General features: G+C 56.2%; 15 protein-coding genes. 8 read left to right on the top strand and 7 right to left on the bottom strand.

All coding sequences use genetic code 11. The features are described 5' to 3' along the window. Positions 1 to 126: 126 nt before the first annotated feature. Both ecnB and efp read right to left on the bottom strand, forming a co-directional pair. Positions 127 to 273 (bottom strand): lipoprotein toxin entericidin B, encoded by a 147-nt coding sequence (gene ecnB / locus V6944_RS21885; RefSeq protein ID WP_185669300.1) that lies wholly within the window; start codon positions 271 to 273, stop codon positions 127 to 129. 182 nt (positions 274 to 455) lie between these two features. Continuing rightward, positions 456 to 1022, bottom strand: a complete 567-nt coding sequence (gene efp / locus V6944_RS21880; RefSeq protein WP_185669299.1) for an elongation factor P — start codon at positions 1020 to 1022, stop codon at positions 456 to 458. A gap of 40 nt (positions 1023 to 1062) precedes the next feature. Between efp and epmB the strand changes: the two genes are divergently transcribed. Next, positions 1063 to 2091 carry an EF-P beta-lysylation protein EpmB gene (epmB, locus tag V6944_RS21875; protein WP_333500511.1) on the top strand — a complete coding sequence of 343 codons (1029 nt, stop codon included), beginning with the start codon at positions 1063 to 1065 and terminating at the stop codon, positions 2089 to 2091. Between the two features lie 150 nt (positions 2092 to 2241). Then, entirely contained in the window at positions 2242 to 3105 is an 864-nt protein-coding gene (yjeJ, locus tag V6944_RS21870; RefSeq protein ID WP_333500510.1) for a YjeJ family protein, read from the top strand. Positions 3106 to 3148: 43 nt separating this feature from the next. Here yjeJ and V6944_RS21865 read toward each other — a convergent pair whose 3' ends face one another. The 3 genes from V6944_RS21865 to V6944_RS21855 form a co-directional block, all read right to left on the bottom strand. Then, positions 3149 to 3502 carry a DUF4156 domain-containing protein gene (locus V6944_RS21865; RefSeq protein ID WP_333500509.1) on the bottom strand — a complete coding sequence of 118 codons (354 nt, stop codon included), beginning with the start codon at positions 3500 to 3502 and terminating at the stop codon, positions 3149 to 3151. A gap of 133 nt (positions 3503 to 3635) precedes the next feature. Then, positions 3636 to 5282 (bottom strand): chaperonin GroEL, encoded by a 1647-nt coding sequence (groL, locus tag V6944_RS21860; protein WP_333500508.1) that lies wholly within the window; start codon positions 5280 to 5282, stop codon positions 3636 to 3638. 33 nt (positions 5283 to 5315) lie between these two features. Beyond that, the gene (locus V6944_RS21855) at positions 5316 to 5609 is read right to left on the bottom strand and encodes a co-chaperone GroES (RefSeq protein WP_003855929.1); all 294 of its coding nucleotides are present in this window, start codon (positions 5607 to 5609) and stop codon (positions 5316 to 5318) included. A gap of 254 nt (positions 5610 to 5863) precedes the next feature. On the opposite strand from V6944_RS21855, the gene yjeH reads away from it, so the two are divergent. Beyond that, entirely contained in the window at positions 5864 to 7099 is a 1236-nt protein-coding gene (gene yjeH, locus V6944_RS21850) for an L-methionine/branched-chain amino acid transporter (protein WP_333500507.1), read from the top strand. A gap of 139 nt (positions 7100 to 7238) precedes the next feature. Here the strand turns inward: yjeH and V6944_RS21845 are convergent, their stop codons facing one another. Then, positions 7239 to 7715, bottom strand: coding sequence for an FxsA family protein (locus V6944_RS21845; RefSeq protein WP_185669291.1), 477 nt, complete (start codon positions 7713 to 7715; stop codon positions 7239 to 7241). Between the two features lie 337 nt (positions 7716 to 8052). Between V6944_RS21845 and aspA the strand changes: the two genes are divergently transcribed. The 5 genes from aspA to V6944_RS21820 all read left to right on the top strand — a co-directional run bounded on the left by aspA (position 8053) and on the right by V6944_RS21820 (position 13626). Next, the gene (gene aspA / locus V6944_RS21840) at positions 8053 to 9489 is read left to right on the top strand and encodes an aspartate ammonia-lyase (RefSeq protein WP_035894237.1); all 1437 of its coding nucleotides are present in this window, start codon (positions 8053 to 8055) and stop codon (positions 9487 to 9489) included. A gap of 110 nt (positions 9490 to 9599) precedes the next feature. Then, complete coding sequence (locus tag V6944_RS21835) at positions 9600 to 10901, top strand: anaerobic C4-dicarboxylate transporter (RefSeq protein WP_333500506.1); 1302 nt, start codon at positions 9600 to 9602, stop codon at positions 10899 to 10901. A 113-nt stretch (positions 10902 to 11014) separates the two neighbouring features. Further along, on the top strand, positions 11015 to 11338 hold the full coding sequence (cutA, locus tag V6944_RS21830; protein WP_185669288.1) for a divalent cation tolerance protein CutA: 324 nt from the start codon (positions 11015 to 11017) through the stop codon (positions 11336 to 11338). Continuing rightward, on the top strand, positions 11314 to 13008 hold the full coding sequence (locus V6944_RS21825; RefSeq protein WP_333500505.1) for a protein-disulfide reductase DsbD: 1695 nt from the start codon (positions 11314 to 11316) through the stop codon (positions 13006 to 13008). Before cutA ends, V6944_RS21825 begins: the two co-directional genes overlap by 25 nt. A gap of 42 nt (positions 13009 to 13050) precedes the next feature. Next, entirely contained in the window at positions 13051 to 13626 is a 576-nt protein-coding gene (locus V6944_RS21820; protein ID WP_185669286.1) for a transcriptional regulator, read from the top strand. Here V6944_RS21820 and V6944_RS21815 read toward each other — a convergent pair. Further along, positions 13623 to 14213, bottom strand: a complete 591-nt coding sequence (locus V6944_RS21815) for a LysE family translocator (protein WP_333500504.1) — start codon at positions 14211 to 14213, stop codon at positions 13623 to 13625. The two genes, V6944_RS21820 and V6944_RS21815, sit on opposite strands and share 4 nt — an antisense overlap. Positions 14214 to 14240: the final 27 nt, after the last annotated feature.

Here is a 14240-nt window from a genome sequence, read left to right as displayed (position 1 = left end):
CGATGGGGCCGTCCCCGGGTGAGATACGCTTACGGGTCGTCCCGCAAGGTGTTGGAAAGTCTAACGGGGGGATTATAGGGGTTGAAAAACGACGGTACAACCGCGCGTCGTACCGTCAGACTCGATTTATTGCTGCGCCTTGGTTGCGGCCCCAGAAATAGCGCTACCACCGTCGGAAATATCCTCGCCAAGTCCTCGCGTGGTGTTACAGGCCGTGAGCACAGAGGAGAGAACCAAAACCGTAAAAAATGCTGCGATCGCTTTTTTCACCATAATGTCATCCTTAAGAGCCAGTTATCGTTATCTTGCTTCATAAGCATAGACAACTTCACTCAGGATGTTGGATGTAAGCGTTTTTTTTCGGAAGAAGACGAAGCGGGAAAGACAGAAGATTGGATCGAACGGGGAAAAGGCTGGCGCAGCATCACTGCTGCGCCGGGCGATCAAAGCATGAATTACTTCACGCGAGATACGTATTCGCCGGAGCGGGTATCCACTTTGATCACTTCGCCAATCTGGACGAACAGTGGAACTTTAACCACTGCGCCAGTGGACAGGGTAGCTGGTTTGCCGCCGGTACCTGCGGTATCGCCTTTCAGACCTGGATCGGTTTCAATGATTTCCAGTTCAACGAAGTTCGGCGGGGTCACGGAGATAGGCTGGCCGTTCCACAGGGTCACGATGCACTCAGCCTGATCCAGCAGCCATTTAGCGTTTTCGCCAACCGCTTTCTCATCGGCAGCCAGCTGCTCGAAGGTTTCGTTGTTCATGAAGTGCCAGAATTCACCGTCGGTGTACAGGAAGGTGAGGTTCATGTCGGCAACATCTGCGCCTTCAGCGGAGTCGGTAGACTTGAAGGTTTTCTCTACGCGAGTACCGGTCAGCAGGCGGCGCAGCTTAACGCGTGCGAATGCCTGACCTTTACCCGGCTTAACGAATTCACTGGCTTCAACCGCGTACGGTTCGCCGTCCATCATGATTTTAAGACCAGCACGAAAATCGTTGCTATAGTAAGTCGCCATAAGGCCCTCTGAAATTGTTAAATGGTAGCTAAGCCACAAAATGGCGCATATTGTAACCCTAAATACCCCATCCAGAGAAGATTGGTTGATGCAACTTGCCGATGTTCTCACCGATCCGGATGAACTATTACGTCTTCTGAATATAGACGCTGATGAAAATCTGCTCGCTGGCCGTGAGGCTAAGCGCCTGTTTGCCCTGCGCGTTCCGCGCGCATTTGTGGCGCGCATGGAGAAAGGCAACCCGAACGATCCGCTTTTACGTCAAGTACTTACCTCGCAGGAAGAGTTTATCGCCGCCCCCGGTTTTTCCACCGATCCGCTGGAAGAACAGCACAGCGTCGTGCCTGGCCTGCTGCATAAGTACCATAACCGTGCGTTATTGCTGGTAAAAGGCGGCTGCGCGGTAAATTGCCGTTATTGCTTCCGTCGTCACTTCCCGTACGCCGAAAATCAGGGTAATAAGCGGAACTGGCAGGCCGCGCTGGACTACGTCAGTGCGCATCCGGAACTCGATGAGATCATTTTCTCCGGCGGCGATCCACTGATGGCAAAAGATCACGAGCTGGACTGGCTGCTTACCCAACTGGAAGCCATCCCGCACATCAAACGCCTGCGTATTCATAGCCGCTTGCCGATCGTCATTCCGGCTCGCATTACCGACACGCTGGTTAGCCGCTTTGCGAATTCATCGTTGCAGATCCTGCTGGTGAACCATATCAACCACGCCAACGAGATTGACGATGCTTTCCGCCACGCGATGGGGCAACTGCGCCGCGTGGGCGTAACGCTGCTGAACCAGAGCGTGCTGCTGCGTGGTGTGAACGATAATGCACAAACCCTGGCAGACCTCAGCAATGCGCTGTTTGATGCTGGCGTGATGCCGTACTACCTGCACGTGCTGGATAAAGTTCAGGGCGCGGCCCACTTCCTCGTCAGCGATGATGAAGCGCGCGAAATTATGCGCGAACTGTTGACGCTAATCTCCGGTTATATGGTGCCAAAGCTAGCGCGCGAAATTGGCGGTGAGCCAAGTAAAACACCGCTTGATCTCCAGCTACGCCAGCGATAAACGAGATAAAGAGGCAGACTTCGGTCTGCCTCTTTTTTTGGACATCATAATGGTCTGTGGTATTTTACCTATTCAGAACCTTATTAAAAATAAACCAAATCAATAAGTTACATAAATACATTTAACCTAAAAATGGTTAAGGAGAACCGTTTGTCTATTTCCATCAAAGGCATTAACGCAGGCGTCATTCGTCAGGAAAATAATTTCATTGCGCTGGCCCTGAAAATTAAAGAGCCGCGTAACAAAGAGTCGCTCTTTTTCCTGCCCGCTATCGTCCTGAAAGACCTGTTTATCGCCCTCGAATACCGCCTGGCGCAGCTCCCACAGCTCAGCGCGGACGAGCGCAGCCGCTACGAAAAAGCGCGCGATAAAGCCGCCCAGAAAATGCACCAGAATATCCCGGCCCTTCAGCGTGAAGCGCTAGAGCATGCCGACGTGAATCTGCGCGTCAACGCCATCTCGCTCACGCACGATGACAATGAAAGCCAGACGTTCACCCTGACGCTGCACTCCGGTAAAAAGGTCGAGCTGGTCGTTGATCTACTGCAAATCGAACTGATGGTGACCGTGATGGTCCATGCCATCAATAACGCGGGGATGAACGAACTGTCGCTGCGTATCTCATCTATGCTGGATTTCCTGCCGCTGTACGACGTGGACTGCAAGGCCGGCGGTAATCTGGAATATGACTCTTATGACCATCCGGCCTGGAAACGAAACCTGTTCGTTCACCATCTGGCTGTTGTCTATCGTTATACCGATAGCGAAGGGAAAACGCAGTGTAGTGGGACGGTAATTAAAACGCGCAGCAAGCCGGGAACCAAAGACGTCGAGGCCGTCACCCGTCGACTGTTAGATTGCAGCCCAAGGCTGAAGAAAATAGCGGGTTTACCGTGCCAGGTTTTTGTCAGAGCGCTCTCTTCTGACAAACGTAAAACCTTCACGGCGGATGCCTATATGCAGGCGCTGTATCAGCTACAGCAAAGCGCAGAACAAAACGCCGAAAAAGCCTGATGCACTACGCCCCCGGAATAGCGGCGGGGGCGTTACGCATGAATCAGTTCGGGCACTTATAGACCTGGCCGTTCATTTCGCTGTCGGTCGGGACGAAGCTGGAGAGCATGCCTTGCGTTGGGCTGCTCACGCCATAAATCACGTTACCGCCCATTTCAGCGGCATGGTTACGCAGCGCATTTGCGGCACCGCGCATAGAACCGCCTTCCGCGCCCTGCTGGCCTGACAGCCAGTTACCCTGCGTCCCGGTCGCCGTTCCCAGCAGCTGGCACTCCGCGCTCGGCTTATCTTCTACAAAGCGCACGTTCTGGCCGCCAGAGGTCAGTTCCGTGGTTGAGCTACAGCCGGCCAGCAGCAGCGCCGCGCCAACGATCCCTGCCAAATATTTTACCTGCATGTTATTCCCCATAATCAATGAGCTGGACGCATGTCGTCCGTGTGTAAACCTTATACCTAAAAGATGACCAAAAGAAAAACCCCCGAGCATTTCTGCTCGGGGGTTTCTTGAGGCTATGGGGTATAGCGCACGATTACATCATGCCGCCCATACCGCCCATGCCACCCATGCCGCCAGCTGCGCCTAAATCAGGAGCATCGCCTTTTGGCAGGTCGGTCACCATGCACTCGGTGGTGATCATCAGGCCCGCAACGGATGCCGCGTACTGCAGAGCAGAACGAGTTACCTTAGTTGGGTCCAGGATACCGAAGTCGATCATGTTGCCGTATTCTTCAGTTGCGGCGTTGTAACCGTAGTTACCTTCGCCTGCTTTCACGTTGTTAGTCACAACAGACGGCTCTTCACCGGCGTTGGAAACGATCTGACGCAGCGGTGCTTCCATTGCGCGCAGCGCAACTTTGATACCGACGTTCTGATCTTCGTTCTGAGCAGTCAGGCCAGCCAGTTTAGCCGCAACGCGTACCAGCGCCACGCCGCCACCAGCAACCACGCCTTCTTCTACCGCAGCACGGGTCGCGTGCAGGGCATCGTCAACGCGTGCTTTTTTCTCTTTCATTTCAACTTCGGTAGCCGCACCGACTTTGATTACCGCAACGCCGCCAGCCAGTTTCGCTACGCGTTCCTGCAGTTTTTCACGGTCGTAGTCAGAAGTTGCTTCTTCAATCTGTTTGCGGATCTGAGCCACACGACCCTGGATTGCCGCTTCTTCACCCACGCCATCGATGATGGTGGTGGTGTCTTTGTTGATCACAACGCGTTTAGCCTGACCCAGGTCTTCCAGGGTTGCTTTTTCCAGCTCCATACCGATCTCTTCAGAGATAACGGTACCGCCGGTCAGGGTTGCGATATCCTGCAGCATCGCTTTACGACGGTCGCCGAAGCCAGGTGCTTTAACAGCAGCGACTTTCACGATACCGCGCATGGTGTTAACCACCAGGGTAGCCAGCGCTTCGCCTTCAACGTCTTCAGCGATGATAACCAGTGGCTTGCCTGCTTTCGCAACGGCTTCCAGAACTGGCAGCATTTCGCGGATGTTGGAGATTTTTTTGTCAGCCAGCAGGATGAACGGGCTTTCCAGCTCAACAGCACCCGTTTCTGGTTTGTTGATGAAGTATGGGGACAGGTAGCCACGGTCGAACTGCATACCTTCAACCACGTCCAGCTCGTCTTCCAGACCGGTACCGTCTTCAACGGTGATCACGCCTTCTTTACCGACTTTATCCATCGCTTCTGCGATCAGTTTACCTACGGTTTCGTCGGAGTTAGCGGAGATAGTACCAACCTGAGCAATCGCTTTAGAGTCGGAGCAAGGAACGGACAGCGCTTTCAGCTCTTCAACAGCAGCCAGAACGGCTTTGTCGATACCACGTTTCAGGTCCATCGGGTTCATGCCCGCAGCAACGGCTTTCAGACCTTCGGTGATGATAGCCTGTGCCAGTACGGTTGCGGTGGTGGTACCGTCGCCTGCAGCGTCGTTCGCTTTAGAGGCAACTTCTTTCACCATCTGAGCACCCATGTTTTCGAACTTGTCTTCCAGTTCGATTTCACGCGCTACAGAAACACCATCTTTGGTGATGGTTGGTGCGCCGAAGGATTTGTCCAGAACCACGTTACGGCCTTTCGGGCCCAGGGTTACTTTAACTGCATCTGCCAGTACGTTAACGCCGCGCAGCATTTTTACACGAGCGTCGTTACCAAATTTTACGTCTTTAGCTGCCATTTCTTCTATTCCTCAAATTCGTTCGCGCGTTGCTTACGCTTCAACAATTGCCAGGATGTCGCTTTCAGACATGATCAACACTTCTTCATTGTCGATCTTCTCAGATTTCACGCCGTAGCCATCGTTGAAAATCACGATGTCACCAACTTTAACGTCCAGCGGCTGCACGGTCCCGTTTTCCAGGATGCGGCCCTTACCGACAGCGATGATTTCGCCACGAGTTGATTTTGCTGCCGCAGAACCGGTCAGAACGATGCCGCCAGCAGATTTGGTTTCAACTTCTTTGCGTTTGACGATCACACGATCATGTAACGGACGAATACTCATTGATAGCTCTCCTTTGAGAAAGTCATTATCAGTTATGGGTGATGCCGGGCCGTAAGCGGTTTTCCGGCTAGTGCCTGAGAGATGGGGATGGTTATTTTGCCCTTCAAGGGGGCACCCTAAAAAAAATTTCATCCGGCGGCGCAATCGCGATAAATCGCTGTATTGCCAGCGTAGAACAGCACAATGACGCGGGGCCGTCGGGAGAGGGGATGTGGTAACATTTTGCTCTTTTTGTAAAGGTGTGGACGAGGGACATGGCGGGACTTAAACAGGAGCTCGGGTTAGCTCAGGGAGTAGGATTACTATCGACGTCGCTGCTCGGCACCGGGGTCTTTGCCGTGCCGGCGCTGGGCGCACTGGTTGCCGGTGACAACAGCCTGTGGGCCTGGCCCGCGTTAATCGTGCTGGTCTTTCCGGTCGCTATCGTTTTTGCCCTCCTCGGTCGACACTTTCCCAGCGCGGGCGGCGTAGCACATTTCGTCGAAATGGCCTTTGGTCCTCGCCTCGCCCGCGTTACCGGCTGGCTGTTCCTCTCGGTTATCCCGGTCGGCCTGCCCGCCGCGCTGCATATTGCCTCCGGCTTTACCCAGGCACTGTTCGGCTGGCACGGTTGGCAGCTGCTGATGGCGGAGGTCGCCACGCTGGCGATCGTCTGGTGGCTGGGCTCACGCGGCGCCAGCTCCAGCGCTAATTTGCAGACGCTGGTCGCCATTTTGATTGTTGCCCTGTTGGCCGCTATTTGGGTCTACGGCGATATCTCAGTAAGAGAGATCCCCTTCCCGGCCCTGCCCGATGTCGACAGCGCGCAGCTTTTCGCCGCACTGTCGGTGATGTTCTGGTGCTTCGTCGGCCTGGAGGCGTTTGCCCATATGGCTTCGGAGTTCCGCAACCCGGAGCGCGACTTCCCGCGCGCGCTGATTATCGGCCTACTGCTGGCAGGCGTGGTCTACTGGGCCTGTACCGTACTGGTGCTGCACTTCCACGCCTACGGTGCTGCCAATACTGCCGCGGCTTCGCTGCCGACTATCGTGGTGCAGTTGTTCGGCGTGAAGGCACTGTGGGTGGCGAGTGTCGTCGGCTTTCTCGCCTGCTTCGCCAGCCTCAATATCTACATCCAGAGCTTCGCCCGGCTGGTGTGGTCGCAGGCGCAGTCGAAGCCGGATAGCTATCTGGCGCGCCTCTCGCCGGGGCTGGTGCCGCGCAATGCACTGAGCGTGGTGATTGGCAGTTGCATGGTGAGCACGCTTGCCAGCTACTGGCTGAACATCAACCTCGATGCGCTGATTGTCTATGCCAACGGCATCTTTATTATGATTTATCTGCTGTGCATGCTGGCAGGGTGCCGGTTGTTAAGCGGGCGCTACCGCGCCTTATCCGTCGTGGGCGTGGCGCTGTGCGTGCTGTTGCTGTCGATGGTGGGATGGAAGAGCCTGTACGCGATCGTGATGCTGGCGGCGCTGTGGGTGTTGTTGCCGAAAAGGAAGGCCTGAGCATTCCCGGCGTCGCTTTGCTCGGCCGGGCTACGTGTCAAATTGTAGCCCGGCCGAGCGCAGCGACGCCGGGACCGCACCAACGCCATAAAAAAAGCCGGAAACGCAACGCGCTCCGGCTTTTTATCATCGCCACGACTTATGGGCGATTATCGTCTTTATGATCCAACTGGTCAGGACGCTCGTCCTTACGCTGATACTCACCGTCGAAGGTCTGCCCGCTGGTAGTCCCCCCCGCAAACCCGCCGCCCGGCATCCGATTAAAGTGCAGGTATGGCATCAGCTTCACGGTGAGGTGTTTCTGCACCGGCGGCAGCAACAGCACCAGACCTAAGAAGTCGGTGAAGAACCCTGGCAACAGCAACAGCAAACCGGCGAGGATCAGCGACACGCTTTTGATCATCTCGGCCGCCGGGCTTTCGCCCGCCTGCATTTTTTCCTGCATCAGCATCAGGTTTTTGAAGCCCTGATTGCGCACCAGCGACATGCCGATAACGGAGGTAAAAATGACCAGCACTAACGTCAGCAGGACGCCAAACACATGGGCGACCTGGATAAAAATCGATATCTCAATGTAAACATAGAGAAAAATGGCAATTAACGGTATCCAGCGCACTGGCATCTCCTGTTCGAAAAATCACGCGGTTCGCGCGTTTGCAGCGATTCACGGCCCGCTGCACTACTTTTAAATGGTGGTGATTCGCCGCATTTCAATCAGCGCGCATCCATATTTTTGTCAACAATGGTCAAGCGGTGACTCATTTCACAAATCAATAATTCTTATCCGTTCCGTCTGATAATAAGTGATCCAGATTACTGCAATCCGCTATTATCAGCATATGATCATAGACACTGGGCCGATTAAGGAAATAATCTGCGGTCATAAAACGCATAACCATTCAGATTATGCGTATTTGGTGAAATCATTGGCAGCTCGCAAATAGAAGGTTCACATGCTAAACAACATTCGTATCGAAGAAGATCTGTTGGGTACCAGGGAAGTTCCGGCTGACGCTTACTACGGCGTCCATACTCTGAGAGCGATTGAAAACTTTTACATCAGCAATAGCAAAATCAGCGACATCCCGGAATTTGTTCGTGGGATGGTGATGGTGAAAAAAGCAGCGGCCCTGGCGAATAAAGAGCTTCAGACGATCCCTAAAGGCGTGGCAAATGCCATTATTGCTGCCTGTGATGAAGTCCTGAATAACGGCAAATGCATGGACCAGTTCCCGGTAGACGTTTACCAGGGCGGTGCAGGCACCTCCGTTAACATGAACACCAACGAGGTACTGGCAAACATCGGTCTCGAACTGATGGGCCACCAGAAAGGGGAATACCAGTACCTGAACCCGAACGACCACGTCAACAAATGCCAGTCCACCAACGATGCCTACCCAACCGGCTTCCGCATCGCGGTGTACACCTCTATTCTGAAGCTGATTGATGCGATTAATCAGTTGGGCGAAGGCTTCCAGCGCAAAGCAGCGGAATTCCAGGACATCCTGAAGATGGGTCGTACCCAGCTGCAGGATGCGGTACCGATGACCCTGGGTCAGGAGTTCCACGCGTTCAACGTGCTGCTGACCGAAGAGACCAAAAACCTGCTGCGCACCGCAGAACTGCTGCTGGAAGTGAACCTCGGTGCGACCGCTATCGGTACCCGCCTGAACACCCCGGACGGCTACCAACAGTTGGCGGTACAGAAGCTGGCGGAAGTCAGTAATCTGGCGGTTGTCCCGGCGGAAGACCTGATTGAAGCGACCTCCGACTGCGGCGCCTACGTCATGGTACACAGCTCGCTGAAACGCCTGGCGGTGAAAATGTCGAAGATCTGTAACGACCTTCGCCTGCTCTCCTCCGGCCCACGCGCTGGCCTGAACGAAATCAACCTGCCGGAACTGCAGGCGGGCTCATCCATCATGCCAGCCAAAGTGAACCCGGTCGTGCCAGAAGTGGTAAACCAGGTGTGCTTCAAAGTCATCGGCAACGACACCACCGTCACCATGGCTTCTGAAGCCGGTCAGCTGCAGCTGAACGTGATGGAGCCGGTGATTGGCCAGGCGCTGTTTGAGTCTATCCACATCCTGACCAACGCCTGCTACAACCTGCTGGAAAAATGCATCGACGGCATCACCGCGAACAAAGAAGTGTGCGAAAGCTACGTCTATAACTCCATCGGTATCGTCACCTACCTCAACCCGTTCATCGGCCACCACAACGGCGACATCGTCGGTAAAATTTGTGCCGAAACCGGTAAGAGCGTACGTGAAGTGGTGCTGGAGCGCGGCCTGCTGACGGAAGCGGAGCTGGACGATATCTTCTCCCCGCAGAACCTGATGCATCCGGCGTATAAAGCGAAGCGCTATACCGATGAAAGCGAACAGTAGTCTTTCTGACTAATAAACTGAGGCATGTCATGATGACATGCCTTTTTTGTTTCTATAATTCACGAAAACACAACAATTACATATCAACTTGTTAAACAAGGAAGGCTACTATGTTTGGAGCAGAACTGGTCATTGTGCTTCTTGCCATTTATCTGGGGGCAAGACTTGGCGGTATCGGTATTGGCTTCGCCGGTGGTTTCGGCGTGCTGGTGCTGACGCTCATCTTTCAAATTAAACCCGGCGCGATACCCTTTGACGTTATTGAAATTATCATGGCGGTTATCGCCGCGATTGCAGCGATGCAAATCGCTGGCGGGATGGATTATCTCGTCAGCCTGGCCGAGCGACTTCTCCGTCGCCACCCTAAATACATCACCTTCTTAGCACCGCTGGTGACCTGGTTTATGACCATTCTGGCGGGCACCGGGCACACCGCGTTCTCCACGCTGCCGGTGATTACCGAAGTGGCTAAAGAGCAGGGTATCCGCCCTTCTCGTCCGCTCTCTATCGCCGTGGTCGCCTCACAGATTGCGATTACCGCCTCGCCGATTTCCGCCGCGGTGGTCTTCTTCGCCGGTATTCTGGAACCGATGGGCGTGAGCTACCTGACGCTGCTCTCCATCTGTATTCCGGTCACGTTGATTGCCGTACTGCTGACCTCCATCGTCTGTAACTTCCTCGGCTGCGAGCTGAAAGACGACCCGGTGTATCAGGAACGCCTGGCCAAAGGCGAAGTGCGCCTGCGCGGCAGCAAAGTGTTTGAGCTGAAACCCCATGCGAAGCGCTCCGTCCTGCTGTTCCTGATTGGTATCGTGGCGGTGATGTTCTACGCCACCGCCATCAGCGACACCGTCGGGTTGATTCAGAACCCGGTACTGCCGCGTAACGAAGCGATTGTGGTGTTCATGTTGACCATCGCCACGCTGATTTGCATCACCTGTAAAGTCGACACCGGCGAGATCCTCAACGCCAGCACCTTTAAGTCCGGCATGAGCGCCTGCGTGTGCGTACTGGGCGTCGCGTGGCTGGGTGATACCTTCGTCAAAGCGCACATTGCCGACATTCAGGCGGTGGCGGGCGACCTGCTGCACAACTACCCGTGGCTGCTGGCGGTGGTGCTGTTCTTTGCTGCGACCCTACTGTACTCCCAGGCGGCAACCACTAAAGCACTGATGCCTGCGGCGCTGATGCTGGGCGTCACCCCGTTGACGGCGATTGCGTCCTTTGCTGCGGTTTCCGCGCTATTCGTGCTGCCAACCTACCCAACGCTGCTGGCCGCGGTAGAGATGGATGACACCGGCTCCACCCGTATCGGCAAATATGTGTTTAACCACGCGTTCCTGGTGCCGGGCGTGATTGCCATCGCCCTGTGCGTGATCCTCGGTTTCATCTTCGGCGGGCTGATGCTCTAGCCCTGTGACGCCATGTAAAAATCGTTAAAGTCGGGCCGCTCTGCGGCCCGATTCACTCAACCCCTTTTTCCCACCGTGCTATAGTGCCTCTTTTCATCGATACGAGGTATGCAATGAGTATTCCCGACGCTGTTGTGGTTCTCTGTACTGCTCCTGATGAAGCTACCGCCCAGGACCTGGCGGCGAAAGTGCTGGCGGAAAAGCTGGCGGCCTGCGCCACCCTATTGCCAGGCGCTACCTCGCTCTACTATTGGGAGGGGAAACTTGAACAGGAATATGAAGTGCAGATGCTGCTGAAAACCGACCACGCCCACCAGCAGGCGCTGCTCGACTGCCTGAAGGCTCACCACCCGTATCAAACGCCCGAACTTCTGGTTTTACCCGTTACTCACGCAGATACTGATTACCTCTCATGGCTCAACGCTTCCTTACGCTGATTCTGCTGCTGTGCAGCACCTCGGCCTTTGCCGGGCTGTTCGACGCGCCCGGCCGCACCAATTTTGTTCCTGCCGATCAGGCCTTCGCCTTCGATTTTCAGCAAAACCAGCACGATGTGAACCTCACCTGGCAGGTGAAAGACGGCTACTACCTCTACCGCAAGCAGGTGCAGGTGACCCCGGCTAACGCCAGCATCGCTCCACTCCAGTTGCCCAACGGCGAGTGGCATAGCGACGAGTTCTACGGCAAAAGCGAGATCTATCGCCACAGCCTGACCGTGCCGGTGACGCTAACCCAGGCCAACGCAGGTGCGACGCTCACCGTCACCTACCAGGGCTGCGCCGACGCGGGCTTCTGCTACCCGCCAGAGACCAAAACCGTACCATTGAGCGCAGTCTCTGCCCTTCCCCCTCTCCCCTCCGGGGAGAGGGCCGGGGTGAGGGACAACCCCAGCGCCGACCTCCCTTTTAGCGCCCTCTGGGCCCTATTAATCGGCATCGGCATCGCCTTCACCCCCTGCGTGTTACCGATGTACCCGCTGATCTCCGGCATCGTCCTCGGCGGCAAACAGCGCCTCTCCACCGCCCGCGCGCTGCTGCTGGCCTTTATCTACGTGCAGGGCATGGCGCTTACCTACACCGCGCTCGGCCTGGTGGTCGCCGCCGCTGGAATGCAGTTCCAGGCAGCCCTGCAACACCCGTACGTGCTGATTGGCCTGTCGGCGGTGTTTATCCTGCTGGCGCTGTCGATGTTTGGTGCCTTCTCGCTGCAACTGCCGTCGTCGTTACAGACACGCCTCACCCTGATGAGCAACCGCCAGCAGGGCGGCTCGATGGGCGGCGTATTTGCGATGGGCGCCATTGCTGGGCTTATCTGCTCGCCGTGCACCACCGCGCCGCTCAGCGCCATTCTGCTGTACATCGCCCAAAGCGGTAATCTGTGGCTCGGCGGCGGTACGCTGTACCTTTACGCGCTGGGCATGGGGCTGCCGCTGATTCTAGTGACGGTATTCGGCAACCGCCTGCTGCCGAAAAGCGGGCCGTGGATGGCGCACGTCAAAACCGCATTTGGCTTTGTGATCCTCGCCCTGCCGGTGTTCCTGCTGGAACGTATTATTGGTGACGTCTGGGGGCTACGGCTGTGGTCGATGCTCGGCGTGGCGTTCTTCGGCTGGGCGTTTATCACCAGCCTGGGTTTGCAAAAACCGTGGCAGCGCATTGGACAAATTCTTCTGCTGGCCGCCGCGCTGATCAGCGTGCGCCCGCTGCAGGACTGGGCCTTTGGTACCTCCGTGGCGCAGAGCCAATCGCACCTCAACTTTACCCGCATCAGCAACGTTGAGACGCTGAACGCGGCGCTCGCCAGCGCTCAGGGCAAGCCGGTGATGCTCGACCTTTACGCCGACTGGTGCGTGGCCTGCAAAGAGTTTGAGAAGTACACCTTCAGCGACCCGCAGGTACAGCAGGCGCTGCAAAACACCGTACTGCTCCAGGCAGACGTGACCGCCAACAGCGCCGAGGACGTGGCGCTGCTAAAACATTTACAGGTTCTGGGCCTGCCGACCATTCTCTTCTTTGATGAGAACGGCAACGAGCAGCCCGCACTACGGGTCACCGGCTTCAAAGATGCCGCCGCGTTTCGCGCACATTTGCGCGATCGCCAACCGTAGACAACACTTTTAGACGGATAGCCGTCAACGGAGGAGAGACACGTGCAACGCGAAGACGTACTAGGAGAAGCCCTACAGCTCCTTGAGCAAGAAGGGATTGCGAGCACCACGCTGGAGATGGTTGCCGAACGCGTAGACCGCCCGCTGGACGAACTGCGCCGTTTCTGGCCGGACAGCGAAGCGCTGCTGTATGACGCGCTGCGCTACCTGAGCCAGCAGGTGGAGACCTGGCGTCGCCAGTTGATGCTTAACGAAGAGCTGACCCCCGAGCAAAAACTGCTGGCCCGCTACACCGCGCTGACCGAGTGTGTGACGAAAAATCGCTACCCCGGCTGCCTGTTTATCGCCGCCTGCACCTTCTACCCGGAGGCAGACCACCCGATTCACCAGCTCGCCGAGCAGCAGAAGCAGGCCGCCTATGCGTACAGCCATGAGCTGCTGACCCAGTTGGAAGTGGACGACCCGGCAATGGTCGCTAAGCAGATGCAACTGGTGCTGGAAGGCTGCCTGAGCCGCATGCTGGTCAGCCGCAGCCAGGCCGACGTGGACACCGCGCACCGTCTTGCCGAAGACATTCTGCGCTTTGCCCAGTGCCGCCAGAACGGCGCGCTGACCTAAGCCAGCATCCCCGCCCACGCGGAGACCAGCAGGCACAGCGCCATCAGCCGCTGAAACCGCACCATCGCCACGGTGGTGCGGAACACCCGATTCACCGCTTTCCCCAGCCACGCCCAGCACATCAGACACGCCACCGAGATCAGTAAAAACCATAGCGCCATCAACGCCACTTCACGCAGCGCATGCTCGCCCGCCGGAGCAAACAGGCTGACAACCGCCAGCGCCATCATCCAGGTTTTCGGGTTGATCACCTGCAACAGTGCCGCCGCTTTGGCGGTAAAGCGCTGCCTCTCCTTTCCGGCGATATTCGCCGCTGGCGCGCAGAACAGCTGCCAGCTCATCCAGGTCAGCCACAGCACACCCGCCCAACTCATCACCAGCCGCACCAGCGGATACTGACGCAGCACTTCCCCCGCACCCGCACCGGAAACCAGCACAATCAAACTTGCCGCCACGCAGCCGCTGACCAGTGCCGGGATGGTCGCCCGTACGCCAAAGTGTTGGCTGTTGTTGAGAATGAGGATATTGGTCGGCCCCGGCGTAATCGACGCAACGAAGGCAAACAGCAGGAACGGCATGATATTCACAGGTGACTCCTTATTATTAGAGTCCCG

Source organism: Kluyvera sp. CHPC 1.2972, assembly GCF_036759925.1.
In the GTDB taxonomy this organism is placed as follows: domain Bacteria; phylum Pseudomonadota; class Gammaproteobacteria; order Enterobacterales; family Enterobacteriaceae; genus Kluyvera.
The sequence above is the reverse complement of the archived record's forward strand: the minus strand, read 5'-3'. Positions and strand labels throughout refer to the sequence as shown.